Origin of the sequence: Pseudoalteromonas sp. GW168-MNA-CIBAN-0100, assembly GCF_040309225.1 — a bacterium.
Lineage (GTDB): Bacteria > Pseudomonadota > Gammaproteobacteria > Enterobacterales > Alteromonadaceae > Pseudoalteromonas > Pseudoalteromonas arctica.
The window spans coordinates 1-24,401 of the sequence record NZ_JBEOOL010000019.1 but is presented as its reverse complement, the minus strand read 5'-3'; the positions used below and the strand labels follow the sequence as shown (position 1 = coordinate 24,401).

22 protein-coding genes are annotated in these 24,401 nt (G+C 38.3%); 10 read left to right on the top strand and 12 right to left on the bottom strand.

Translation table 11 applies throughout. From position 1 onward, the window contains the following. Positions 1–25 precede the first annotated feature (25 nt). From yghU to AAEY62_RS12690, 3 genes are all read left to right on the top strand, one after another. Positions 26–871, top strand: a complete 846-nt coding sequence (gene yghU / locus AAEY62_RS12700) for a glutathione-dependent disulfide-bond oxidoreductase (protein ID WP_024589239.1) — start codon at positions 26–28, stop codon at positions 869–871. A gap of 262 nt (positions 872–1,133) precedes the next feature. Further along, complete coding sequence (locus AAEY62_RS12695) at positions 1,134–3,074, top strand: putative bifunctional diguanylate cyclase/phosphodiesterase (protein ID WP_024589240.1); 1,941 nt, start codon at positions 1,134–1,136, stop codon at positions 3,072–3,074. Positions 3,075–3,594: 520 nt separating this feature from the next. Continuing rightward, positions 3,595–4,974, top strand: a complete 1,380-nt coding sequence (locus tag AAEY62_RS12690) for an FG-GAP repeat domain-containing protein (protein WP_024607167.1) — start codon at positions 3,595–3,597, stop codon at positions 4,972–4,974. Between the two features lie 88 nt (positions 4,975–5,062). Here the strand turns inward: AAEY62_RS12690 and AAEY62_RS12685 are convergent, their stop codons facing one another. Together AAEY62_RS12685 and AAEY62_RS12680 are read right to left on the bottom strand one after the other, a co-directional pair. Beyond that, positions 5,063–5,518 carry a hypothetical protein gene (locus AAEY62_RS12685; RefSeq protein WP_197173526.1) on the bottom strand — a complete coding sequence of 152 codons (456 nt, stop codon included), beginning with the start codon at positions 5,516–5,518 and terminating at the stop codon, positions 5,063–5,065. 12 nt (positions 5,519–5,530) lie between these two features. After that, the gene (locus tag AAEY62_RS12680) at positions 5,531–5,806 is read right to left on the bottom strand and encodes an EF-hand domain-containing protein (RefSeq protein ID WP_007581281.1); all 276 of its coding nucleotides are present in this window, start codon (positions 5,804–5,806) and stop codon (positions 5,531–5,533) included. A gap of 311 nt (positions 5,807–6,117) precedes the next feature. Here AAEY62_RS12680 and AAEY62_RS12675 point away from each other — a divergent pair, with 311 nt between their 5' ends. After that, positions 6,118–6,975, top strand: a complete 858-nt coding sequence (locus AAEY62_RS12675; RefSeq protein ID WP_007376869.1) for a PA4780 family RIO1-like protein kinase — start codon at positions 6,118–6,120, stop codon at positions 6,973–6,975. Positions 6,976–7,002: 27 nt separating this feature from the next. On the opposite strand, the gene AAEY62_RS12670 is transcribed toward AAEY62_RS12675, so the two are convergent. Genes AAEY62_RS12670 through AAEY62_RS12650 form a run of 5 tightly spaced genes read right to left on the bottom strand, consistent with a single transcriptional unit; the run spans position 7,003 to position 12,011 of the window. Continuing rightward, positions 7,003–7,677 carry a response regulator gene (locus tag AAEY62_RS12670; protein WP_024607583.1) on the bottom strand — a complete coding sequence of 225 codons (675 nt, stop codon included), beginning with the start codon at positions 7,675–7,677 and terminating at the stop codon, positions 7,003–7,005. Positions 7,678–7,716: 39 nt separating this feature from the next. Continuing rightward, a complete protein-coding gene (locus AAEY62_RS12665; RefSeq protein WP_350604139.1) occupies positions 7,717–9,162 on the bottom strand; it encodes an ATP-binding protein in 1,446 nt (481 codons plus the stop codon). Continuing rightward, positions 9,162–9,692, bottom strand: coding sequence for a hypothetical protein (locus tag AAEY62_RS12660; RefSeq protein WP_024589245.1), 531 nt, complete (start codon positions 9,690–9,692; stop codon positions 9,162–9,164). The genes AAEY62_RS12665 and AAEY62_RS12660 overlap by 1 nt, the downstream gene beginning before the upstream one ends. Positions 9,693–9,701: 9 nt before the next feature. Beyond that, positions 9,702–11,369: a YHYH protein gene (locus AAEY62_RS12655; protein WP_350635045.1), complete on the bottom strand. Its 1,668-nt coding sequence runs from the start codon at positions 11,367–11,369 to the stop codon at positions 9,702–9,704. Between the two features lie 33 nt (positions 11,370–11,402). Continuing rightward, positions 11,403–12,011 (bottom strand): flavin reductase family protein, encoded by a 609-nt coding sequence (locus AAEY62_RS12650; RefSeq protein ID WP_350635044.1) that lies wholly within the window; start codon positions 12,009–12,011, stop codon positions 11,403–11,405. A gap of 120 nt (positions 12,012–12,131) precedes the next feature. Between AAEY62_RS12650 and AAEY62_RS12645 the strand changes: the two genes are divergently transcribed. From AAEY62_RS12645 to AAEY62_RS12635, 3 genes are all read left to right on the top strand, one after another. Beyond that, positions 12,132–13,655, top strand: coding sequence for a cryptochrome/deoxyribodipyrimidine photo-lyase family protein (locus AAEY62_RS12645; protein ID WP_350635043.1), 1,524 nt, complete (start codon positions 12,132–12,134; stop codon positions 13,653–13,655). Positions 13,656–13,657: 2 nt separating this feature from the next. Next, on the top strand, positions 13,658–13,798 hold the full coding sequence (locus AAEY62_RS12640; protein WP_076915499.1) for a DUF2256 domain-containing protein: 141 nt from the start codon (positions 13,658–13,660) through the stop codon (positions 13,796–13,798). 124 nt (positions 13,799–13,922) lie between these two features. Then, positions 13,923–14,363, top strand: a complete 441-nt coding sequence (locus tag AAEY62_RS12635; protein WP_350635068.1) for an OsmC family protein — start codon at positions 13,923–13,925, stop codon at positions 14,361–14,363. A gap of 342 nt (positions 14,364–14,705) precedes the next feature. Here AAEY62_RS12635 and AAEY62_RS12630 read toward each other — a convergent pair whose 3' ends face one another. Beyond that, complete coding sequence (locus AAEY62_RS12630; RefSeq protein ID WP_076916397.1) at positions 14,706–14,885, bottom strand: 2TM domain-containing protein; 180 nt, start codon at positions 14,883–14,885, stop codon at positions 14,706–14,708. A gap of 218 nt (positions 14,886–15,103) precedes the next feature. On the opposite strand from AAEY62_RS12630, the gene AAEY62_RS12625 reads away from it, so the two are divergent. Beyond that, the gene (locus AAEY62_RS12625) at positions 15,104–15,880 is read left to right on the top strand and encodes an EAL domain-containing protein (protein WP_350635042.1); all 777 of its coding nucleotides are present in this window, start codon (positions 15,104–15,106) and stop codon (positions 15,878–15,880) included. Between the two features lie 42 nt (positions 15,881–15,922). Here AAEY62_RS12625 and AAEY62_RS12620 read toward each other — a convergent pair whose 3' ends face one another. Next, positions 15,923–17,410 (bottom strand): dipeptidase, encoded by a 1,488-nt coding sequence (locus AAEY62_RS12620; RefSeq protein ID WP_024589252.1) that lies wholly within the window; start codon positions 17,408–17,410, stop codon positions 15,923–15,925. Between the two features lie 336 nt (positions 17,411–17,746). On the opposite strand from AAEY62_RS12620, the gene AAEY62_RS12615 reads away from it, so the two are divergent. Continuing rightward, a complete protein-coding gene (locus tag AAEY62_RS12615; RefSeq protein ID WP_008169531.1) occupies positions 17,747–17,938 on the top strand; it encodes a DUF2986 domain-containing protein in 192 nt (63 codons plus the stop codon). A 2-nt stretch (positions 17,939–17,940) separates the two neighbouring features. Here the strand turns inward: AAEY62_RS12615 and AAEY62_RS12610 are convergent, their stop codons facing one another. The 3 genes from AAEY62_RS12610 to AAEY62_RS12600 all read right to left on the bottom strand — a co-directional run bounded on the left by AAEY62_RS12610 (position 17,941) and on the right by AAEY62_RS12600 (position 22,716). Continuing rightward, the gene (locus tag AAEY62_RS12610; RefSeq protein WP_350635041.1) at positions 17,941–18,903 is read right to left on the bottom strand and encodes a TDT family transporter; all 963 of its coding nucleotides are present in this window, start codon (positions 18,901–18,903) and stop codon (positions 17,941–17,943) included. Positions 18,904–19,118: 215 nt separating this feature from the next. Then, the gene (locus tag AAEY62_RS12605) at positions 19,119–21,284 is read right to left on the bottom strand and encodes a TonB-dependent receptor (RefSeq protein WP_350635040.1); all 2,166 of its coding nucleotides are present in this window, start codon (positions 21,282–21,284) and stop codon (positions 19,119–19,121) included. 133 nt (positions 21,285–21,417) lie between these two features. Beyond that, the gene (locus tag AAEY62_RS12600) at positions 21,418–22,716 is read right to left on the bottom strand and encodes a methyl-accepting chemotaxis protein (RefSeq protein ID WP_350635039.1); all 1,299 of its coding nucleotides are present in this window, start codon (positions 22,714–22,716) and stop codon (positions 21,418–21,420) included. Between the two features lie 357 nt (positions 22,717–23,073). On the opposite strand from AAEY62_RS12600, the gene AAEY62_RS12595 reads away from it, so the two are divergent. Next, positions 23,074–24,279, top strand: a complete 1,206-nt coding sequence (locus tag AAEY62_RS12595) for an MFS transporter (protein ID WP_197117840.1) — start codon at positions 23,074–23,076, stop codon at positions 24,277–24,279. Positions 24,280–24,401 lie beyond the last annotated feature (122 nt).

Sequence of the window (24,401 nt, the reverse complement as noted above, 5' to 3'; positions counted from 1 at the left end):
GTATTTCATCTAACAGAGGTTATTTATGAGTGATAAAAACGAATACACGCCACCAAAAGTATGGACGTGGGAAAGTGAAAGTGGCGGTAAGTTTGCCAGCATTAACCGCCCAATTGCAGGCGCGACTCATGACAAAACTCTACCTATTGGTGAGCACGCATTTCAGCTTTATTCTCTTGCGACACCTAATGGCCAAAAAGCTACAATCATGTTTGAAGAGCTTTTACAGCTTGGTTGCACCGATGCAGACTATGACGCATATTTAATAAACATAGGTGATGGCGATCAGTTTGGATCTGACTTTGTTGATATTAATCCAAACTCAAAAATCCCAGCGCTAATGGATCATTCAACCACGCCGCCTACTCGCATCTTTGAATCAGGTTCTATTTTACAGTATTTGGCTGAAAAATTTGATGTACTTATACCTAAAGATCTAAAAGCTAAAACAGAGTGTCGTAACTGGCTATTTTGGCAAATGGGCTCAGCACCTTACTTAGGTGGTGGGTTTGGTCATTTTTATAGCTACGCACCAAGTAAAATGCAATACCCTATTGACCGTTTTACCATGGAAACTAAACGCCAACTTGACGTGTTAAATCGCCATTTAAGCGAAAATGAATACATGGCAGGTGATGAATACTCAATTGCCGATATTGCAATTTGGCCGTGGTACGGATCGTTAGTGCTTGGAGCTTTATATGATGCAGCAGAGTTTTTAGATGTTGCCTCATACACCCATGTTGTACGCTGGGCTACGCAAGTATCAGAGCGCCCTGCTGTAAAGCGTGGTCGTCGCGTAAATCGCACATGGGGTCCTGAAGAAGAGCAAATGGCAGAGCGCCATAACGATAGCGATTTCGAAGGTTAAATCTATAGAACAGCAAGTAAAGTCGTTAACACTTTAACCTGCTTGATAATTTTAAGGCTCAAAATAAATATTTATTTTGGGCCTTTTTACTTTTTAAACTTTTTTTATCCCTCCCGTAAACTATATTTACTTTTACATTAAAGTTTTATTTAGCTGCGTAAAGGCTTATTAAGCTCTTTGTATTACCAGTATTGCATTAGTGTAATTTGCTAAATGGTTTACTTAATTTCCTAGGGGTTGTTTTTGAAAAAGGTTTTAATTAGTGCCATATAACAATTTAAGTAATAATGAGCGAAAAGAAGCGCTCAAAATTTTATACTCGAATGCTATTTCCGGAATTGCAGTCTCTGTACTAGTCAGCGTTGCTTTGGTATTTGCTTTTGATATAACTAATGAGAAAACCAACCACGATAAAGTAGTCTGGTTAGGCATAATGATGTGCGTGCTTACTTTACGCATTATTGATGTAGGGCTTTTTTTGAAAGCTCAAAATTCTCGCCAACCTTACAACACACATTTTTATCTAAATCGCTTTGCTATTGGCTGTATATCAACAGCCGTGTCTTGGTGTGGCTATGCTCTTTGGTTTCATAGCACTTCATCTACGGTGGAAGTTACTACGACCATTGCTATTTTATCAGCGCTTGCCGGTGGCTCTGCAAATTTGCTGTCTGGTAGTCGTTTTACAGCTGTTTTATATAGCTTTACTTTATTGGCCCCCTACTCTTTTTTGCTAACGCTTTCAAACGATCACTACCATCACATATTGGGGCTATTAGGTTTAACTTTTGCCACAATTATGATTGCCTCTTCGTACAAATCAGCCACATTTACACACAGTGCAATCAAGCTAAAAAACCAAAACAGAGAGCTGCTTAATGAAATGGAAAACAAGGTCGAGCAACGCACTGAAGAAATTTACCGCTTATCGAATACCGATCCACTCACAAATCTATTAAACCGTACCGCATTTTTAAAAAATGCAAACAAACAACTAGCAGATAATCCTAAAGAACCCTTTGCTTTATTATTTGTAGATTTAGATGGTTTTAAGCAAATCAACGATTCGTTGGGTCATAAAGTAGGCGATAAAGTATTAAAAGAAATAGCACTGAGAATTAGTAATGTATGCAACCAACAACTCTATAAATGCCGTTGGGGCGGAGATGAGTTTTTAATTTTAGCAACCTATCAAAATCAAGCTGAGCTTATCGAGTTTGCTAATAAAGTGCTTCAAAGCATTGGTGCCGAGCATGAAACATATAAATATCAAAAATGGGTATCAGCAACTATTGGAATTGCCATGTACCCTGAGCACGGGAACGACTTAAATACCTTAATTCGCTCTGCTGATACTGCGATGTATCACCAAAAACGCATAGCTAAAGGTAACATCAATATTTATAACGATTCACTCAAATTAAAACAAGAAAGAGAGTACCTGTTGAGTCGACGGTTAGCCAGTGCTATAGAAGAAAACAGTTTAAGGCTAGTATTTCAGCCAATTATAGATAGCAAAACATCAAAAGTAACCTCTTTCGAATCATTATTACGTTGGCAACTAGACGGTGAAAATATTTTCCCTGATGAGTTTATAATTATTGCCGAGCAATACGGGTTAATAACCCAAATGGGCCTCTGGGTGATAAATCAAGCATGTATACAAGCAAAAAAATTCAATCATTTACCGGAGAAAATTGCAGTAAGCGTGAATGTATCGGTAATCCAATTACAAGATCCAGATTTTGTAACTAAGGTATTAAAAATAGTAAAAAATCATCAAGTAGAGCCTAAAGATCTGCATATAGAAATTACCGAATCAGTATTTGCCGAAGATAAACTCACGTTTTTGACAGCCGTTAAAGCACTACAAAAACAAGGCTTTTGTATTTCAATTGATGATTTTGGAACTGGCTACTCATCACTATCAAGCATGCTTGATATTGGTGTAGATATAGTAAAAATAGACAGAAGTTTTATTCAAAATATGGATAAAAGAGGGTTAAGTATTATTCATGCAATTGTACAAATGGCCTCATCTTTAGATTTTACTGTTGTTGCCGAAGGCGTTGAAACTATTGAACAAGCAAACACGCTTACTAATATTGGTGTATCTCACCTGCAAGGTTATTACTTTTCAAAACCGATAGAAGTAGATTTTGTAGATGCTTATTTAAATGAGCAAAATAAGCTGTGCCTTTGATAACCAAAACCCGCTAAAAGCGCTTAACTGCCATATGAGTTTTGCACTACCTTTCTTATTAGGGCTTGTTTATCTTTCGAGGTTAAATTTGCAGCATACTGTTTGGTATTTAGGCAATGCAGAGCCTATGTAGTGTGGTTATTCCCCATAAATAGGCGATAACGCAGCATAAATACCAAGCATTCGCTGCCCGAAGGGTTCTGCCTAGGGGAGATTGACTCTTTGTTACTAGGTTACAAACCTCGCGCCGCGATTAAATCTTCCTTGGGTTGAACAAATTTCAATCCTTAAAGGTCAACAAGCCCTCCTTAAAACATAATCTTACAATTACTTACACCCTGTACATAGTAATTAGCGTAGGCTAAATATAATCCAACTTACATATGTATATTACGTTTAAATTTACGCTAATTAGCAAACCGCCAGCGCTGGATAATACGTAAAGTTACGCGCTGACGCTGCTTATATAAGTGAATGATATAAATGTAACTATACAACTAAATATAAAAAAGGAATTTGCATGATAAAACCACTTTGCTATTCACTCATCACTTTACTTACCCCCATTAGCGCTATAGCTCAAACAATGGCAATAAAAACAACGGATGAATTAGTATCAACCGATTCAGAGATTTTATTTGCATATAATAAAGAATCAAAACAATTAGAAGCCATTAATTTACTCACATCACTAAGTAGTGAACTTGCTTTACCAAAAAATGCCATCGGGTTTGATGTGGCTACACTTGCTAACATTACCGATAAACAAGCACTCGTACTAACAAGTGATGGCGTATACAAAGCCCAAGCTGGTAAACCAACACTATTGTTTAATTATGAGTCGGTTCTAAATCAATTAAAAATAGATAAATTTGAAAAAGTAGACTTCGTTTTCGATGCAAACAACGACGGTCTAAGCGATATTTTCATCCCTGGGTTAGCAAGCAGTACTTTATATATTCAAAATAAAGATGGCAGCTTTAAGCCTAACAAATTTAAACAAACACCTATGTATGAAGGTAGCTTTTCAGGAAAAGGACTTTCTCTGGAAGTTAATATTAACAATAAACCCGTTGTTATTGATTTTAACCACGACGGGTTGAACGACTTGGTTTTTTCAAATGACTTTGGAGCGGATGTACTACTTGCTAATTCAGAAGGCTTTGAGCAAAAGCTCACCTCAATTGATTTTAACATCGAATTAGGCGAGCTAAGCAATGGCGAAACTCGCAAAATAAAGCAAATTATTGATATTAATAACGACGGATTTCTAGATTTTACAACCAGACAGTTTAAGCCTACGCAAGGTATGGACTCGCTAGATATAAAAATAGCACATACTTTGTACCTAGGAAGTGCTAAAGGCTTTACTAATACGCCCATTACCTTATTTGAAACACAGGGCCCTAGTGAGTTATTGCTCAAAACTGATTTTAATAATGATGGCTTAATTGATTTACAAAAAATGGATTTAGATATTGGCTTAGGTACTATCGCGTCTATGGCATTGGGCGGTGGCAGTACTGATGTAGATGTAGAAATGAACCTTTATAAGCAGCAACCCGACGGCTCATTTGCCAATAAATCGAGTATAGAACTTGATTTAGAAATGGAAGTGGGAATGAACGGCGATGATTCCGAGCCAGCCCTATATTTAGGTGATATTAACGGCGACAGCTATATTGACGCAGTATACAAATACAGTAAAAAAACGCTGTATATTTATTACGGAGAGCAAGACTCACTGCTAAATGATAAGCGTACAAAATTAAAACTAACGCTGCCTAAAAATAATAAAGATATTCTTCTAGTAGATATAAACCAAGACGGTAAAAAAGATTTTGTATTTAAATTTACCGAAGAAGATGGCACCAGCAAAATAGAAACACGCTTAAATTAAGCCAATAAAAAAGCCCAACAGAGTTAACCGTTGGGCTTTGGACTTAAGACTTTCGAGTAACAGTCAGCTTTACTCTAAGTTATAACACCTAAGCAGTTACATTTAGCAGTGAATCGCCTTCACTTAAACCAAACTTCTCTTGCACTGATGCAAGGATTGATTCTTTATCTTCATCAGACAACTGGCTTGAATACTCAGTTAATAGCTCATCTAAGTAGCTGACTACTTCGTCTGTATCTACTGATTCTAATGAGTTCTGTGGCGGCGGTGGCGGTCTTTGACCTTCCACTCGTCCTGCATCACCAATGCTTTTAGCATCAAACTCAAGTTCGCTCATTAAATCAGCAAGCTCTTTTGTTGGTTCAATACCTTGTTCTTTAAATGCCGCTTGAATACTTTGCGCGTTTTCTTCGGTTAAGTTTTCAGCGTCAAACTCTGCAAGCGTTTCTTTAACAAAATCGCTTTGCTCTGTTGTTAGCTTTGCAGCCTGACTACTTTGTTGCGGCATAAAACTCGCAGAACTACTGTTAATACTATTAATCATTTTAGTATCCTTTCAGCGTTCACGACGAGGTGGTTTATGATCGCTAAGTTCTTGTTCACTAATTTCGCCATTACCATCGGCATCTATAGAATCAAAAATTGTTTGTGCATCGCCGTGTGGCGGTTTTTTAGCACTAAACTCTTCAAAGCTAATTACGCCATCACCATCAGTATCAATAGTTGAAAAATCAGGTTTTTCAGGAGGATTGTCACCGCCTCGAGCAGCTACATTAGCTGAAAAAGCAATAGATAATATTGCCACAGTGGCAAGAGTTGAAAAATGCTTCATAGTAATAACCTCGTATTTAAGAATTAAACTAAGCTTACGCTTTAAAAACGCAAACAATGTGCAAATAATAAGGAAGTAATAAATTATTTGGATAAAAAATAGTAATCTAAATACTTATTTAAAAAGTTCTGGTTGATTGCTTTGCAATCAATATATAAGCTAATAAAATAATACGATTAATTACTCTCAGGCAGTAGTGTTACTGCCCTTAATTCTCAAAGCTGATATACTGCTTGAGCCAATTAAACAAACAAATACAGAGCACTTTCATAAATAATGATTAATAACCAACCCTACTTAGCAGGCAATCTGTGAAAATACCTAAACGCCTACAACCCCTTGTTGATGATGGCCTTATTGACGAAGTTATAAGCCGACTAATGAGCGGTAAAGAAGCCGATGTATTTATTGTCCGCTGTGGTGAGCACATTCGCTGTGCGAAAGTGTATAAAGACGCGGTTAAACGTAGCTTTAAAAAAGCGGCACAATACCAAGAAGGCCGAAAAGTACGTGGTGGACGCCAAGCGCGTGCTATGGGTAAACGTTCTAGCTATGGCCGTCAATTAGAAGAAGAGATTTGGCAAAATGCCGAAGTTGATGCGTTATCTCGTTTAGCTGGCGTGGGTGTACGTGTTCCTGATACTTATTTTTGTATTGATGGCGTGCTGCTTATGGAACTCGTGTCGGACGAGGACGGTAACGTAGCCCCTCAACTTGGACATGTCGTTTTTAGTGAAGAGCAAGCGATTGAGCAGCATAAACTCATGATGCATTACATTAAGCTTATGCTTTGCGCAGGTATAATACACGGCGATTTATCTGAATTTAATGTACTTGTAGATAATAACGGCCCTGTAATTATAGATTTACCGCAAGCAGTTAACGCTTCAGCAAATAACAGTGCACAAGCTATGTTTGCACGCGATGTAAATAACATACGCCGCTATTATGGTGAATTTGCGCCAAGCATACTAAAAACTCAATACGCTAAAGAAATGTGGGCATTATTTGAAGAGGCCAATTTAACGCCTAATTCAACGCTTACAGGTGAATTTGAAGACAGCGATGAACTTGCTGATGTAGATTCTATTCTTGATGAAATTCAAGCTGCCGAATACGAAGAGTTTGACCGTTTAGAGCGAATTAAAAATGCTGACGATGATGAGTAACTCATCGTCATAGCTCACTAATACCTCTTACTGCGGGTGCACAAATCGGTAGCCAACCCCATAAACAGACTGAATAACACTTTCAGTTTGTGTCACTTCATCTAGTTTTTTACGCAACTTTTTAATATGGCTATCAATAGTACGATGGCTCACAATACGCTGATCGGCGTACATAGTGTCCATTAAACTATCGCGCGAATAAATACGATTTGGGTTGTTAAACAAAGGTTTAAATAGCTGAAATTCAAAGTTCGTTAGCTCTATGCTGCTTGATTTGTATTTTACGCTGTAGGTGCTCTCGTCAAGCTTCATTGTTGACTCTGTAACATCACTTGCGCTACTTAATCGCCTTAATATAGCTTTAACTCGCGCCACCAGCTCAGCATAACTAAACGGCTTACAAATATAATCATCTGCACCTAACTCAAGTCCAAGCAGCCTATCTATTTCTTCTACTTTTGCCGATACCATAATAATAGGCACATTTGAAAAGCGCCTGATTGCTTTACATAGTTCAATACCACTTTGACCTGGTAGCATTATGTCGAGCAAAATTACGCTCGGCCTGTTAATTTCAAGCCAAGGTAATACTTCATTTCCGTGATGTATTTGATGAGTAACAAAATGATGGCTACTTAAAAAGTCACTCATTAAGTTAGCCAGCTTTACTTCATCTTCCACAATCAGTATTTGTTCACTCATAGGCATCTCTGTAAGTAACCTCAACTTTATTTTTATAAACTAAATAGTTGGCAATCTAATAATAATAGCAAGACCGCCTAAAGTGGCTTTTTCAGCAGCTATTTCACCATTATGGCCTTTAACTATATGCTGGCAAATAGATAAGCCCAAGCCCGAACCGCCCTCTTGACGATTACGCGAACTATCTACTCGGTATAAATACTCAAACAAATGCGATAAATGCGACTGCTCTACACCTACGCCATTATCTTCAATTATAAGCTCTAAGTAGGTTTGCCCTTTAATGCTTATATTATTAGCTGTTAATGAAATAGTTGTGCATTGTGCATAATGCACCGCGTTCATTAAAATATTATCGAGCAGCTGCAAAAGGCGTGTTTTATCTGCTTGTACAGTTATGTGTTTAGCGCTATTTAGTAAGTAAATTTTTATATTGTGCTGCTCAAGTATAACCTGATATTTTTGCTCAATAGTATTTAATAATAAAGCCATATCAGTAGGTTGCATAGTGTAATGCATACCCCCTAACTCTGCGCTATTAAGCATATGTAAATCATCAATCAAGCGTTTTAAATGCAAAGCCTCATCGTTAGCCGAATTAATATTTTTTGCATTAGGCTCGCGTATGCCAAGTAACATAGCTTCAAGCTCACCGAGTAAAATGCTCATTGGCGTCCTAAGCTCATGAGAAATATTAGCTAGCCAACGTTTACGTACTTGCTCATCTTTAGCGAGTGTAAATGCAAGGATATTAAAATCTTCGCTTAACTGGCCTAATTCGTCTTTTCGCTCAAGCGTAAGTTTGGTCTCGTAATTGCCTTGCGTTAAGCGATGCATGCCGTTAGCAATTTGCTTTACTGGGCTAACTAAGTGGCGAGACAATAAAAAGGTAACTAGCAATGTAAGCAATACCGCAGCTAAAGCAATAAACCATAAATAGTTAGTTTGCTGCTGTAAAAAATCAAGCTCATAACCATCGACCAAGCTATCTCTTTTGGAAACAGCTAAGTAACCCACTGTTTTATCGCCAACTATAATTGCCGTTTTTATATAGTTTAAATCGCTGAGGTATCTACCCATTATTCGCTGTTTATTTTCATCAAGTAATGCGTAGTGAGCAATATTTTCTGGTGGTGGGCGGCGATCCCCCCCTAAACGAATATGATCTGGTGGCGGCCGTCGCATCATTCCTCCTCTGTGGCCTGGACCTTCTGGTGGCCTAGGTAAAAACTGGCTGTTTTCTAACTGCGATTCAACAAGTTTTCTAAAATTTTCGCCATTGCCGACAACACGTTCCCATGATGGGGTTTTTTCGTATTGCTTTGCAAGTTGCACAACAAGTGGTTCTAGCGCTTTTACCTCTTTTGCATTAACAAAATCAATTACGCCTTGGCCTATACTCCATTGTATAAGTACCACCAGCCCTGCAATAACACTAAAAGTAAAACTAAATAGTATTAAAAAAAGTTTATTATGAATTTTCATTAATGCGTGTTTTCAACCTTGCTAGGAAAGCTTTCAAAACGGTATGTTATAAACTCTTTGGTTTGATCGTTAACATACAATGTAGCAACTATTTTTTTGCCTTGAGCGGTCCAATACATATGACCATGATTATTTAAAGTAACCGATACGGTATTTATACCACTTTTAAATAAGTTAGCAGGTAAATGCAATGCATGTCCGTAAATTCGCTGTATTTTAACCCCATTTATATATAAATGAGCATGACCTTGTAAAAAGCCCGTGTCATCGTTTGTAGTAACGCTCATCATTTGCTGCATGTTCATTGCGCCCTCAGGGGGTACAGATAAATCATAGCGCTGCGTATCTAAAATTAAGTTATAACCCGACATACTATCTTTTAATAACTTAAGGCTTAATGCCGGAATTGGCGTATCACTTGGCACTGCTATAGGCATATGGCTATGATCCATCATTTCCTGCTGCGCAAAGAGCTTAAAGCTCAATAGCGCAGCAGTAGTTAGGATCAATGCGTATTTAAAATAACGCATAGTTACTCCTTACATTCCCGGTGGTGGACCCATTGTTTCGCCCGTATCACAGCGACCAATTGAATTATCGGCTAATTGACCTTTAAAACGAGGCCCTATTTGATAAGGGAAAGAAGGCTGTAATTTACCATCGCTGTCTAGCGTTAGTGTTATATGGTAGTGATAACCCTTGCCATCGTTAGTATCGTGGCCGTTATGCTCATCTAATTGAGCACCGGTTACTGTTTTTTGTGCGTAGTAGAAATCTTCAAAGTAATAACCATCGTCGGCATTTAATGTATTACCAGAGAGCGTCGTCACTTGTGCGCCAATAGCAGGGCCTGCATCACTTGTTTGTGTGCCTTGGCTAACATCGTATTGATCAACTAAGGTACAGCTTCGCTCGCCCTCAGTACCACAACCACCTTCACTTTCTGATGCGCCATAATCACGCATTTCCCAGCCACTTAATGCAAGTTGGCCGTTACTTTCATAAGGACCGTAAAGCGGATAGCCATCAGCTGCAAAGCCATAAATAGGTGAATGCGCATCGCCATCATCTTCAAGTAAATCAGCTAAGCAACTCGTGTAAAAATGGTGATGATATTCACCGTTAGCAGCATGTCCGCCACACACATCAACATCGTATTGCTCAGCAATGGGCGCTAATGTATACCAAATATTATTACCGTAGCTCATACCATCGCCCCAGTTAAATATACTGGTGCCATTAACCATTAAGCCAACTGTACCTAAACCTGTTTCACAAGTTTCAGTGTCAGATAAATCGGTAGGTGTTATCGGAAAATACGCCTCAACTGTTTGTTCTGTCGGACAACCTGGTCCTGGAGGCCAATAGCCTGCACCGCCTGTGTCATCACAGTTTTCAGTGCTACTGTTATAGCCAATATCTTCACCAAACGAAATGGTTTGCCCTACTGCTGCTGAGGTTACACCGTTATAAAAATCGGTAGCTGCACGCGGGCGGTTATTTAACGCGTCTACTTGGTCTTGTGTAAGCGTTACATCATATTTAGGAATGTCAGTAGTTTGCACGTACATGTATTCAACGTCAGCATCGTCTTGTGCAACAGTAACAACCTCAACCGATTGCACGTCTTCAACCACTGCACCATTATTTTGTATGTAGGTAGAGGTTGTATCGTTATTAATTAACCAGCTGGTAAGTTTTGCACTATTATCAACTGTACCAGTATCTGAGCCCGAGCCTGATGAAGCAATAACATTAACTATAACTGTATCTACAACGACATCGTTTGTGCCGTCATCTGCACTGATTTCAAATACAAGTGCTTCATCGGTTAATACTTCAGGGGCAACAAACTCAGTAGAAGTTGCAGTACTTGAAGATAAGCTAACTGAAGTGCCTGATGTTTGTGACCAGCTAACAGATACTTCGCCATCATCTTCAACTGTTGAAATTAAATAAACGGTATCGCCTGCATTAACAGTTTGGTCAATACCGGCGTCAACCGTTGGAGCACTATTACTGACCGTTTCGCCGTCTGTTGTAGTACTTGTAGAATCGCTGTTACATGCGCTTAAAGCGATACAAAGCACACTTAACGCAAATAACTTAGTTACATTAGAGGCTTTTGTTTTAAGAAGTGTTTTCAATGCTTGAACCTTTACTTTAACGTTTAATAAAACAAAGTTAACAAGTAAAAGTGCAAACAATGTGCATAAACTAAGGAAGAATCAAGATTAAAATTACAACTGCGGCCTTTTAAGCAAAAACTTATCCTTCGTCGTACTAAAGTAATCGCCGCCCATTTTGCCCACTGCGCTTAATAATTCAGGGTCAATATAGCCACCACTCATCACTTCATCGTCTATACAAATACCCACTACATCCAACAACATCATTTTTCCGCCGCCAGGCTCATTTGAAATACTAATAACTTCGCGTAACTTACATTCAAACCGTACTTTTGAATTAGCAACACTTGGCGCATTGACTAACTTACTTGGAGCTTGGGCAATGTTAGCTGTATCAAATTCGCTTATACCACTAGGATAATTTGCACAACTTTGATTCATTTTTTCAACTAGCTCTTCGCTAACTATATTAACCACACATTCTTTAGTTGCCATTAAATTACTGAGCGTATCTTTATTCGTTTTATCACTTGGGTTTACTTGCGTAACGCTTAAAACAGGTGGCTTGCAGCTAGCCACAGTAAAAAATGAATAAGGCGCAATATTCGCAATACCTTCACTATTTAATGTACTTATCCATGCGATAGGCCGTGGGCTTATACCACCTACTAAGTAAGAATAAACATTTTGACTGGTGTTTTCGGTTAGATCTAAAAACATACATTTCCTTTTAATACATTAAAACTAAATCTTAATTCAAGGTAGTTACGTATAAGTTTGGCTGACTCAGTTAAATAACAAGCTAATTTTTATCTCTATTTAAAGCAATAAACAAATTATATGAAAATAAACATCGTGTGGTTTAAACGTGATTTACGTCTTAGCGATCATCAACCATTAAAAAATGCATTCAGTAATGGCTTACCTACCCTGTTACTTTATAACTTTGAGCCATTACTGCTCGAAGATGCACACTACAATGAGCGGCACTGGCGCTTTGTGTATCAATCAATAGTTGAGTTAAACAAACAACTAGCGCGCTTTAATGCCTGTGTTTATATGTTTAATTTAAATATGAGCGATTTACTTGAATCGTTAAAGGCACAGTTTGAAATAGTTAATATTTTTAGCCATCAAGAAATAGGCTTAAACAATACCTTTGAGCGCGATAAAGCTATTAAAATCTGGTGCCAGCATAACCACATTAACTGGCAAGAGTCGCAAACAGGCGCGGTTATTCGCGGCAAAAAAAATCGTAATAATTGGAACGAACGCTGGCAGCAAACAATGCAAGCACCTATTGCTGTTCCTAATTGGAAGAGTATAAAAACAATTACCCTCAATAACTACCAAACACCTGAGCTACCAAGCGCTTACACGCAAGATCACGACAGCTTTCAACAAGGTGGCCCGCTGCATGCGCGAACTGTAATGCAGAGCTTTTTTGCCGAGCGCGGTAAAGGTTATCAAAAAGGAATATCGAGCCCAAGTTTAAGCCAAACATATTGCTCCCGACTTTCGCCATACCTAGCATGGGGGAACATTAGCCTTAGGCAAGTGTATCAAATGGCCTTTGACGAATATCATTCAAAACATCCTGATAAAAGAGGCTGGAAGCGCCCGCTTGCTGCGTTTGTATCGCGCTTGCATTGGCACTGCCACTTTATGCAAAAGTTTGAGAGCGAATGTTCTATGGAGTTTTTAGCCCTTAATCCGGGTTATCACGTATTTCCGTATCGCGATGATGAACATGTTAAAAACGATATTGAACGCTGGGCGCAAGGTCAAACAGGTATTCCCATTATTGACGCTTGCATGCGCTGCTTAAAAGCCACCGGTTACATAAACTTTAGAATGCGCGCCATGCTTGTAAGCTTTGTAACGCATCATTTAAATATAAGCTGGCAGCAAGCAAGCTTTCCTCTCGCTAATTACTTTTTAGATTTTGAGCCAGGGATTCATTATCCGCAAATTCAAATGCAAGCCTCGGTAACAGGCATTAACACCATTAGGCACTACAACCCAATTAAACAATCGGAGGATCAAGACCCAACAGGTTCGTTTATTAAAAAGTGGTGCCCCGAGCTTGAAAAACTCCCTATTGAATATTTACATCAGCCTTGGGAGCAAACTCCGATGGAAGCACTCTTTAACGACTTTAAGTTAGGGGAGGATTACCCTGAACCCATCCTTGATTTAACAGCTGCCTCAAAAGAAGCACGCGAGCGCTTATGGCAATATCGTGAGCGAGCCGATGTTAAACGCGCCATAGGGAGGATTCTTAGAAAGCACGTAGCAATTACACCAAAAACAAGCCAAGCAAAAAATAAAACGGATACTAAAAGTAATTGTGAGACTAAGTAAGTATGGCGCACAAAAAACTAAACTTACCTCAAAAAATATGCCCCACTTGCAATAAACCTTTTACTTGGCGTAAAAAATGGCAACGCGACTGGGATAACGTTATTTACTGTTCAGAGCGCTGTAAGCGAAATAAACAGGGATAACAATTAACTGGCGTCTATTTTGCAACATCATCAGTAATTATTGCTTTTAAGGCTTTATGTAAGCTTATTTTGTAAATAACGCTTATCTAACCTGAAAAGCTTACAATCAAGCAAGGAGAAGATGATGACGACGATTAAAAAGACGGCAAGCTCAACATGGTCTGGCGATATTAAAACAGGCAAAGGTAGCATTTCAACTCAAAGTGGTGCGCTTGATAAACAACCTTATGGCTTTAATACTCGCTTTGAAGGAGAGTCTGGCTCGAATCCTGAAGAATTAGTAGGTGCGGCGCACAGTGCATGTTTTAGTATGGCGCTTTCGCTTGCATTAGGTGATGCAGGTTTTACAGCAGATAAAATTGATACTAAAGCCACCGTAAGCCTTGATGAAGTAGATGATGGCTTTTCGGTAACGCATATTGCCCTTGAGGTAAAAGCGCGTATTGATGATATTCAAAACGAGCAGTTTCAAGCCTTATGTGAGCAAACCAAAAAGAGCTGCCCTATTTCCAAGCTCTTAAATACCGAAATATCACTAGATGCGACACTTCAATCAGCATTTTAAATATTTAGACTTAACTATTTAGACAGTTCCTTACTAAAAAAGCCAAGTAAGTAATTACTTGGCTTGCTTATTATAAAGAAATATCTCTAGGGCGTGTTGTTATTTGGTGGTTGAATTTGCAGCAGTGTGTTTGGTATTTAGGCAAGGCAGAGCCTATGTTGTGTGGTTATTCCCCATTAATAGGCGATAACGCAGCATAGATGCCAAACATGCGCTGCCCTTTGGGTTCTTTCTAGGGACGATTGACTCTTTGTTGCTCGGTTTTTACTTAGCCCACTAGGTTACAAACCTCACGCCGCGATTAAATCGCCCCTAGATTGAACAAATTTCAATCCACAAAAATCAACACGCCCTAGGTTTATTCCTACTCAAAGTACTTACTACAAGCCCTATTCCCATCCCAATTGCTGGCCATACTACCCATATATAACTAGGCGAAGTTAGTAAATTTATAACGCTTAGCAAAGTTAAAATAAGTAAATATCCTTTAATTTTTTTGCCTAATGTCACTGTATTGCTCATTTATATTCTCCAAGTAATGTATGTCGCTATTATTGTTTTAATAAGCAACGTACACACCTGCTAAATGTCACTAAGTGGTCTGACATTAGTCATCACTTTTCATTTAATTACATAGTTATTTATTATGTATAAAAACATAAAAAACAATACTTTAATCTATTTGTGTTAGAATCTAACCTCGACTAACCTAAACAAATAAACATAACAGGATGAGCTAAATGAGCGAAAAATCAAAAAATTGCGAAAAAGTGACATGTAACAACTGTGCTGACGCAAACGAACTCGAATTTGATTTTTCAATGGCTTTTCAACCGATTATAAACTGTAAAACTAACCTTATTTATGGCTATGAGGCACTGGTTAGAGGTTTAAATGAGGAGTCTGCTTATTCTATTATTTCAAAGGTGAATGAAGACAACCGTTATACATTTGATCAACTTTGTCGTATTAAAGCCATTAAACTTGCCTCAGAGCTAGGCATAACATCAATGCTAAGCATTAACTTTTTACCTAATGCTATTTATAAACCAGAGCGATGTATACGCACCACACTAGAAGCTGCAAAAAAGTATAACTTCCCAATTCAAAATATTATGTTTGAATTTACTGAAGTAGAAAAAATAGAAGACACCGCACACATTAAACGCGTTGTTGATTACTATCAGTCTCTCGGATTTAAAACCGCCACTGATGACTTTGGTGCAGGTTATTCTGGTTTAAATCTACTGGCTGACTTTCAAACAGATATTATTAAGCTGGATATGGCGCTAATACGCGATATAAGCAACGACAAAAAACGCCAATTAATAGTAACTCATTGCTTAAATATGTTTCGCGATTTAAATATTATCGCACTGGCTGAAGGGATTGAAACAGTAGAAGAATATACATGGCTTAAAAACGCAGGTGTTGAGCTTATGCAAGGGTATTTATTTGCAAAACCTAGTTTTGAAAGCTTGCCAGACGTGAATTTTGAAATAATAGGTGCTGACTAATAACCAACACCTATTTTTAGTTCTATTGCATCTAAATATAAATTACATATTACCCAGCTCTATCATCATCGCTGTGTACATACGCAAATTAAGCTCAAGTTGCTCAATGGTCATAAATTCATGCTCTGAATGACCTGTGTAGCGTTTACCTGGCATTGAAGGACCAAACGATACCGCGTTATCAAACAGCTTGGCGTTAGTGCCACCACCTATTGATACAAAGTCAGCTTTTTCGTCGCCCGTAAAATGCTTAAAAATATCAAGCAGCTTTTGCGCATGCGGCGCGCTATCAAGCAGCATAGGTGTGCCAATAATTGTTTCTATGTTGGCAAGCGTTACATTGTTAGTGGCTTGCCAATTAGCGAGCGCATCATCAATTTGCTTTTGTAATACAGCTTCGTCTTTACCCATAGGGCGACGTGCATTTACAGCAAGTGTTAGCGCATTACCATCGCGCTCAATAACGGTTGGTGCCACTGTCATCGGACCCATAAAGTCGTGCTTATAAGCTATTTCGCCAAACTGTTTACCGTGAATGTCTAAACCAATTAACTGATTCACAAAGTCGATTAGCTCGCCGTCACTGTTATTTTCAAGCTCCACGCCTTTAAATAACTCAGCTAAATACGCAATCGCATTTATACCCGACTCCGGCTCAGATGAATGCGCCGACATACCTTTAACGCTTATTGCTAAACCATTACTTTTTTCACTAAAGTTAAACTCAACTTTATTTAATGTTTTGGCTTTTGCTTTTAATGTATTAATAAGTGCAGCGTCTGCATTGTGAAGTACTAAGCTGGCGTCTTCTGGAATTTGGCTTCTAAACGCACCGCCAGTTACATCCTTTACATATAAACCCGTTTGTGGTGATGTTGCATTAAAGGTAGGAGCAATTAAGCTCCAGCCTTTCTCGGCAACCACTACAGGGTATGATGCATCAATCGTTACTGCATATTTTGGTTGTTCATACGTTTTCATAAATTGAGTAAGCGGACCCCAATCAGACTCCTCAGCAAGGTAAATCATAAGCTCAATACGGTTATTAAGCGTTATGCCTTTATCTTTAATTGCCTTCATGGCGTAAAGCGCTGTCGCTATTGCACCTTTATCGTCTTCCGTACCACGACCAACTAATTTACCCGGTTCAGATGTATCAATAATAAAAGGACTTTGTTTCCATTTGCTAGCATTAGCAGGTTGCACGTCACCGTGCGTTACTACCGTTACTTTTTCGCTTTGCTCGCCCATTCCAATTAAAACGGTGTAACCTAAATCTTGGTAGTCAAAACCAAGCTCTGCGGCTTTCATTTTTAACAGTGCTTTAAAGCCAATAAAATCGGGATTTTGAGGGGCTGTAATGTCGCTTTTATTAACGGTCGGAAAAGCCACTAAGTTAGTTAGTGTGTGTATTTGAGCATTTTGGTAGGTATTTACTGCGTAATCGGCAACGCTATCAATATTTTTATTTAACTGCGCATGAGCACCAAACGCAAATAAAGCAATACTGGCTAAAGCTAACTTTTTCAAAACAATTCCCATTTAATTAATAACTAAGAGCGGTAATTATAATGCTATGAAGCGCTTACTTATAGCTCTTTACGCTAAACACACAGGTAACTTAAGGTAAATAACCTGAACTCTGGATAATAAATCTATCTCAAGCAGTTATTTTCAGCGCTAACTGCGTTGAATTTACTTGCAATAGGCCAGCTATTGACGCGTAAGTTCGCCTTGTTTTCACTGAAAATCTCTGGCTAGAGAAAATAAATTTAAATATCACTATAGTTCAATACGCTGGTAAATCTCTTACCCAGAGTTCATGTTAAATATTTATATAGCAGCTTTTATGAGGATGACTGTATAATGCGCGACTTAAAATTAACAGGGTATTTAATTGTGAACCGTCGTAAAAAAATCGTCACTAAATTTCAAAAGAAAGATAAACGCACTAACGCTAAACTACATAAAAGCAACAAACCTGGTTATGTGTCAAAAGCTGAGCGCGAAAAGCTAGCTGAACAAGAAAGTAATGAGCCAGAGGTAATCCAAGAGTAACTCTACGTTACCTGTTCCTTTGATAATTTAAAGTGGCAAAAGTACCGACCACTTACATAACCAACTACTGCCGTGGCAACTATAAGTTCAAACGTAGCTAAGTAATTAACTGTATCTACATATGGCGTTGCAAGGTTTATACTTTGCATCCAATCAGCCATTTTAAATAATGCAGTTGCCCCAATAACCATTGGAAATGTAAAAGCAGCGTAGCTCGGCGTAAAAGGCCTGCGTAATAACTTTATAAATAACACATAAACAATCAGTGTTTTTATTATCGCTAATATAAATAATGCCCCCACTATAAAGAGTGATGGATTAGCTACAATATGAAAATACCCCGCTAATGTTAAACTGGCAGGCGCTGCTAAAATGGCAAGTGTTGGCTGTATTTCGTAGTCACTTTTTAATGCTAATAAAAAGCGATAAAACATAATTGGCAGCATAATACTGTACGTTGATATACCAATCACCAGTGCGCTATAAGCTAACCACGCTAATGTCGGATTTCCCGAAAAAGTAACATCTGCAATAATTATCCCCACTGGCGGCACAAACCAGCTGGGCGCAATATCCTCAAAGTTAAACTTTTTTGCTCGCTGGTATAAAAAACTCACCAAAAATGTGAGATGCAGCACAAAAGCTAAAACCCACATAATGTCGCCAGCTAATGAATTAAATTGCCCAACTGAGTTTGAAATAACAAGATTAGCCATTGCAAATGTAGGGATCACACTTCCTGCAACTGGGTGTGCTAAATCGGCTTTTAATAAATGAGGGTGTAGTAAAAACTTAGCAGCCAAAAGTAAAACTAATACGCCAGCTAGTACCGCTCCCAAAAATTGCCCTTGGGAGTTTAAATTAAAAACGTTTTCCCATGTCCATCCCATACTAGCAATACCCAAAGCTAAACCGGCCATAGCTGTTGGCGCACCCATCACTTTATTTTTAAATTGCTTAAACACTGTATTTCCTAATCATTGGGTGATGAACAAGTTACTGCTTTTTACTGCATTGCCTTAAAATAACGCTGTAAAATTAATACAAGCGTGCTTAATAGAACGCTTTTTGCATACAAACATTTCATTAAAATAAGTTTACGGCTTAATTATTAAAGCGCAAAAAAAGCCATAACGTGGTTATGGCTTTTGCTTTATTTTAAATTTGAATATGAGGTTAATTAAAACGCGTAACTAACGCTTACATTAAATGAACGACCCTGCCCAGCAAGTTGTTCAAACCCGTTGCTGCTATCTTGTTTAAGTGCCGCAATACTTACACCTCCTAGCGGGAGTTGGTAGTATTCATCAAACACATTACTCACTTCTGCGCTTAGCGTTAATGAATCCCATGTTGCTTTAGAGCTTAAATTAACCAGGCTGTAGCTGTCTGTTTGGTTTTCAAAACGATTATTATCTACTCGGCTTTTAGTATCTACCCATTGCCAAGATAATGCGTTTTCAAATCGACCTATTTGCTGGCTAATACCTAGCTGGGTTTGCAGTGGTTTAATTTGATAAAGCGGCTGGTTAGTATCGTCGCGCTTGCCTCTCGTATTAGTAAGATTAGCGTGTAACTGCCAGTTACCTAATTGCTTAGATTCATAAATGTTGGCTGTTAAATCTATTTTTGCACCATACAAAATAGCATCTACATTAGTAAACTGAAAAATGTTACGCGCTGTATTGTCTAAATCATAACTATTGAAGCTTCTTACAATATCAGCATCAATATAGTCACTCACATCTGTATACCAAACATTGGTGCTTAATCGCCAACGGTCATCTTTAGCCGATTTAATATAAGTAGCACTTATTGTATGCGCTGTTTCAACGTCTAAATCAGGGTTACCAATATAGCCATTACCATCGCCATACCAACCAATCATGGTGGTTGCCATGGTGCTTACACCCCAACTGTATCGCTCGTATAAATTAGGCGCTCGGTTTTTTCGGGCAAGACCAAGTTGCAGCTCATCATAATTTGTTATTTGGTAGTTAATTAATAAGTTAGCATCAACTATAGTGTCGGTTTTATCTCTGTCGCCAGCATTAAAGTTCTGTGCAGCAACAGTGTTATCTGTAGACGTATCGCTCATGGTCATACTTTCCACACTACCCATGTCGCTCATATCGTCCATATCCGTCATGCTCATACCATCGTTGTAAGATTGAACCTCTCCAACGTGGGTACTAATACTTTCAATGCGTACGCCTGCGTTTAACCATAACTTTGTATTTACTTGGCTCTCAAATTCAGCAAATGCCGCTATTCGTTCTCGTTTACCGTTATTAATATTTACGTAATCGTCTGGTCCCATCATGGTTGAGCCTTCAATACCTGGCCACCAATCATCAATACTGTAATTGTAATATTCTTGACCGAGTAAAATACTGCTGTTTTTATCAAGCGCGATACGCCATTTAAGCTGCGTACTTATATCTTGTGCATCGGTTTTCATTCGCATCATGCCTGTTTTTTCTTCACTGAAAAAACCCATTTCGTGCTTTACGCTATGCCAGTTAACTTGCCCTTCAAGCTCGATGTTTTCAAAGGAGCGTTTGTATTGAGCTATTGCACCGTAACTGGTGTTATCGGTCATATCCATATACTGATTTGCAAATCCCTGATACGGGATTTTTTGATGCGTTAGCTTTATAACTAATTGCTGTTTATCATCGCGCATAGCTGTGGTTAAACTATGATTTTGTGCTCGATACAATGTATCTAATACTACATCGCTGTTACCGTCCTCATAACTATCTGCGTCACTAAACGAACCCTGATAATTAAGGCTAAACGTGTCACTTGCTAAACGTGCACCTACGCCAAGTTTACGTCCGTTATCAACGCTACTGTACTTTGCTGACACATAACCTGAGTGCCAACCTAATTCATTGCTATCGCTATACTGTGGTGAAATAGAATTAACGCTTATTACACCGGCAATATTATCGCCGCCTGCGCTTACTGGCGACACGCCTGCAACCACATTGTAAGACGTAATTTGATTGGCCGAGATATACGAAAGTGGCGGGTTCATATGATTAGCGCATGCAGCGGTTACATCTGCACCATCGATTAACACTTTAACTCTGTCGCCCATTAAACCATTTAAAATAGGTAAGTTAGATACGCCGCCCGCCGCAGAAAAATCGACACCTAAATCATTTAATAATGATTCTGACGAGCCAAGCACTAAATGTTTATTTTGAGCATGCCCGTGTACTTCAATCACTTCTAAAGACGTATCGTCGGCAAATGCGAAAGGAGATAACACACCACTAATAAAAAGTGCGACAGAGGTAAGGAAATATGTTTTTTGAGTTTTGCTTTTATAAACCATTGTTAATTTATGCCACTGTAATAATTGGCGTAATTATAGTGTGAGTGGCAAAAGCAAAAGCGCGACATATTGTCGCACTTTATCAATTTAGAGTGTTGTTAGGTGTGTTTAATCTAAAAGGTCATATAATAAATTAAACATTTAACTTAGCTACCGTTTGAGAAACAATATCGGCTCCACGTTCAATCTCTTTAATGACCTCAGACACATTAGCAATAAGCTCTCTTCCTTGTTTTGATGAGTCTGAAACTGACGTTATTTGCTTTGATATATCATTAGTGAGCTCTTGGTTATTTTTAACAACACTTGCTATTTCATTAGTTGAACTACTCGTACTGGCTGCAAGTTGCCTTACTTCGTCAGCTACTACAGCAAAACCTCGACCGTATTCACCAGCACGTGCAGCTTCAATAGCAGCATTGAGTGCAAGTAAATTAGTTTGATCAGCAATGCTGCTGATTGTAGAAACAATGGAGCCTATTACAGCTGATTGTTCATTAAGATTTTTAATTAAATCAACTGACTTAAGAACTTGGCTTACAATGGCATCTGAGTTTGCAACAGAACTTTGTAGTATCTCAGAACCTTTTTTAGCGGTTTGCGCTGTAGCTACCGCCGATTCATACGCGATTGCAGCGGCTTCAGTCACTGCATTATTATTGTGTATACGATCAGTAATATTTGATGCAAACTTAATTATTTTAATTACATTACCTTTGCTATCTAATATTGGGTTATAAGTAGCTTCTAGCCAAATTTCTGAACCGTCGGCAGCAATACGTTTAAATTTTCCTGACTTAAACTGCCCCTGCGCTAATTCATTCCAAAAGTGTGGGTTTTTCTCATAAAACACTTCAGTACAAAACATTTTATGATGTTTACCTACAATATCTTTTAAGCTGTAGCCTACTGTTGCTAAAAAGTTTTGATTTGCGCTTAAAATATTACCTTGTGGGGTAAACTCTATTGTAGCCAATGCTTTATCGAGTGCACTAGCTATCGCTTCTTGTGCCTTTCGTTGTATATAACTAGTCGTAATATCAGAGGCTATTTTAATCACTTTAGTGACTACGCCATGCTCTTCTACAGGAAAGTAAGTCGCCTCAAGCCAAAGCTTATCGCCATTAGCTTTGTACCTTAAAAACGAGCCTGCTTTAGAATTCCCTGTTTTTAATGCTTGCCAAAATTGACTATATTCGTTCGACTTTGCATATTCAGGTTCGCAAAACATACGATGATGCTTACCAATTATTTTCTCTTTGCTATACCCAATCGTTTTTAAAAACAACTGGTTTGCGTCTAATATTATTCCATCAGGTGTAAACTCTATATAAGCAACGTGCTTATTAATTGCCGATAAAATAGATTGCTTTTGAATTAATTGAAGCTCCATTTCTTCAATTTTTGCGTTTCTTTTAGAAATACCAAACATATAAAAACCTTAAGGAGTAAATTAGTACAAAAATTAGCAAATTAATGTGATATCAATATGTAGCTGTACTGTAAATATAAGCTTTAAATAACCTTTCGGCTAATATTTAATACCCTGTAGACGCCTGCTTTATAAATAGTTTTTTTATTTTATGAATGTTAAGTAGTATTTTCTTCTAATTAACATTTTAAAAACCTAACAAAAACACTAATTTATGCATGACTCTGTACTTTTTTTAAATTAAAATAACGTTCTCACTGACTACCCTCTCACACCAAATTTAAGCATACACATGATATTTCCTATTCAGGATTCATTGTGCAATTTCATTTTTAAATTAAACCTAAGGGATCATCTATGACATCAGATGTAACGTCGGCATCTAGTCAACTAAACAGAACTGCTATTTTACTCGTATTAGCGCTTGGCACATTTATTTTAGGATTATCTGAGTTTTCGATGATGCCTATGCTGCCACTAATTAGCGAAACATTTGGCTCAACGCCATCACAAAGTGGCTATGCAATTAGTGCTTACGCCATTGGTGTTGTAGTGGGTGCCCCTATTTTAATGCTTACCACTGCTAATATGAGAAAGCGCAAAGCATTGCTCATATTTATAAGCTTAATGTTTGTCTCAAACGGATTAAGCGCGATGGCAACGTCGCTTGAGCAACTTGTAATATTTAGATTTTTAAGTGGTTTACCTCATGGTGCATATTTTGGCGCGGCTATTTTATTAGCATCGGATATTGCCCCAAAAGGTAAGCGTGCTAGCTTTATGTCTAAGGTGTTTATGGGTTTAACTGTAGCTACTATTGTTGGTGTGCCTGTTGTAACACTTGTGGGTCAAAACCTTAGTTGGCGGTATTGTTTAGCCGGCGCTGCAGTGCTTGCATTTATTGCTTTTATTTTTGTTTATAAAGTAGTTCCAAATATAGATAACGCTAAGCCTTCTAACTTACTAAACGAGTTTGGCGTACTTAAAAATAAACTGGTTTGGTCTATTTTGGGTATTGTAATTATTGGCTTTGGCGGGGTGTTTTGTATTTATACTTACATTGCCGACACCATATTAGTGGTAACAAAAACAGCCCCGTATACTATTTCTATCGCAATGGTAATGTTTGGTATTGGTTGTACGCTCGGTAACTATGTACTGGGTAAAGCAGCCGATAAATCAGCAATTAAAACGACTGGCCTTGCGCTTGTATGTACCATTGTATTTGCCTTTGCTTATGTAACGGCAAGCCATAATATTTGGGCTCTTTATGCAGTGATCTTCTTTATTGGATGCAGTGTGGGCTTGGCTACGCTGATTCAAACGCTTTTAATGGACGTTGCGCCCGAAGGCCACGCTATGATTGGTGCCTTAGTACAGTGCGCATTTAATACTGCCAATGCTATAGGTCCTTGGGTTGGCGGAATTGCAATAGCGCAAGGTGCTGCACCTAATCAAACAGGTTACGTAGCAGCTGCATTGTTTTTAGGTGGTTTGGGTATGTGGCTATTAAGTTACTTACAACTAAACAAACAGCAACCAACAGCGCAAGCAGCTAATTAGCTGAGTTCTGGTTAATTTAAAATACAAAAAGAGCCGCTAATTAGCTAATGCAGATCGTTTAAGCTAATTGAACGATCTTTCAAAGGGCTCATAATAGGCTACAACAGAAGTTGTGGCCTATT

Bases quoted from the DNA above. Each gene is read 5' to 3' on its own strand.
- AAEY62_RS12680 (WP_007581281.1), bottom strand. From the start codon at position 5,806: ATGAAGCATTTTTCAACTCTTGCCACTGTGGCAATATTATCTATTGCT.
- AAEY62_RS12625 (WP_350635042.1), top strand. From the start codon at position 15,104: ATGAGCGAAAAATCAAAAAATTGCGAAAAAGTGACATGTAACAACTGT.
- AAEY62_RS12670 (WP_024607583.1), bottom strand. From the start codon at position 7,677: ATGAGTGAACAAATACTGATTGTGGAAGATGAAGTAAAGCTGGCTAAC.
- AAEY62_RS12595 (WP_197117840.1), top strand. From the start codon at position 23,074: ATGACATCAGATGTAACGTCGGCATCTAGTCAACTAAACAGAACTGCT.
- AAEY62_RS12645 (WP_350635043.1), top strand. From the start codon at position 12,132: ATGAAAATAAACATCGTGTGGTTTAAACGTGATTTACGTCTTAGCGAT.
- AAEY62_RS12635 (WP_350635068.1), top strand. From the start codon at position 13,923: ATGACGACGATTAAAAAGACGGCAAGCTCAACATGGTCTGGCGATATT.
- AAEY62_RS12690 (WP_024607167.1), top strand. From the start codon at position 3,595: ATGATAAAACCACTTTGCTATTCACTCATCACTTTACTTACCCCCATT.
- AAEY62_RS12615 (WP_008169531.1), top strand. From the start codon at position 17,747: ATGCGCGACTTAAAATTAACAGGGTATTTAATTGTGAACCGTCGTAAA.
- AAEY62_RS12685 (WP_197173526.1), bottom strand. From the start codon at position 5,518: ATGATTAATAGTATTAACAGTAGTTCTGCGAGTTTTATGCCGCAACAA.
- AAEY62_RS12660 (WP_024589245.1), bottom strand. From the start codon at position 9,692: ATGCGTTATTTTAAATACGCATTGATCCTAACTACTGCTGCGCTATTG.
- AAEY62_RS12640 (WP_076915499.1), top strand. From the start codon at position 13,658: ATGGCGCACAAAAAACTAAACTTACCTCAAAAAATATGCCCCACTTGC.
- AAEY62_RS12650 (WP_350635044.1), bottom strand. From the start codon at position 12,011: ATGTTTTTAGATCTAACCGAAAACACCAGTCAAAATGTTTATTCTTAC.
- AAEY62_RS12600 (WP_350635039.1), bottom strand. From the start codon at position 22,716: ATGTTTGGTATTTCTAAAAGAAACGCAAAAATTGAAGAAATGGAGCTT.
- yghU (WP_024589239.1), top strand. From the start codon at position 26: ATGAGTGATAAAAACGAATACACGCCACCAAAAGTATGGACGTGGGAA.
- AAEY62_RS12630 (WP_076916397.1), bottom strand. From the start codon at position 14,885: ATGAGCAATACAGTGACATTAGGCAAAAAAATTAAAGGATATTTACTT.
- AAEY62_RS12605 (WP_350635040.1), bottom strand. From the start codon at position 21,284: ATGGTTTATAAAAGCAAAACTCAAAAAACATATTTCCTTACCTCTGTC.
- AAEY62_RS12665 (WP_350604139.1), bottom strand. From the start codon at position 9,162: ATGAAAATTCATAATAAACTTTTTTTAATACTATTTAGTTTTACTTTT.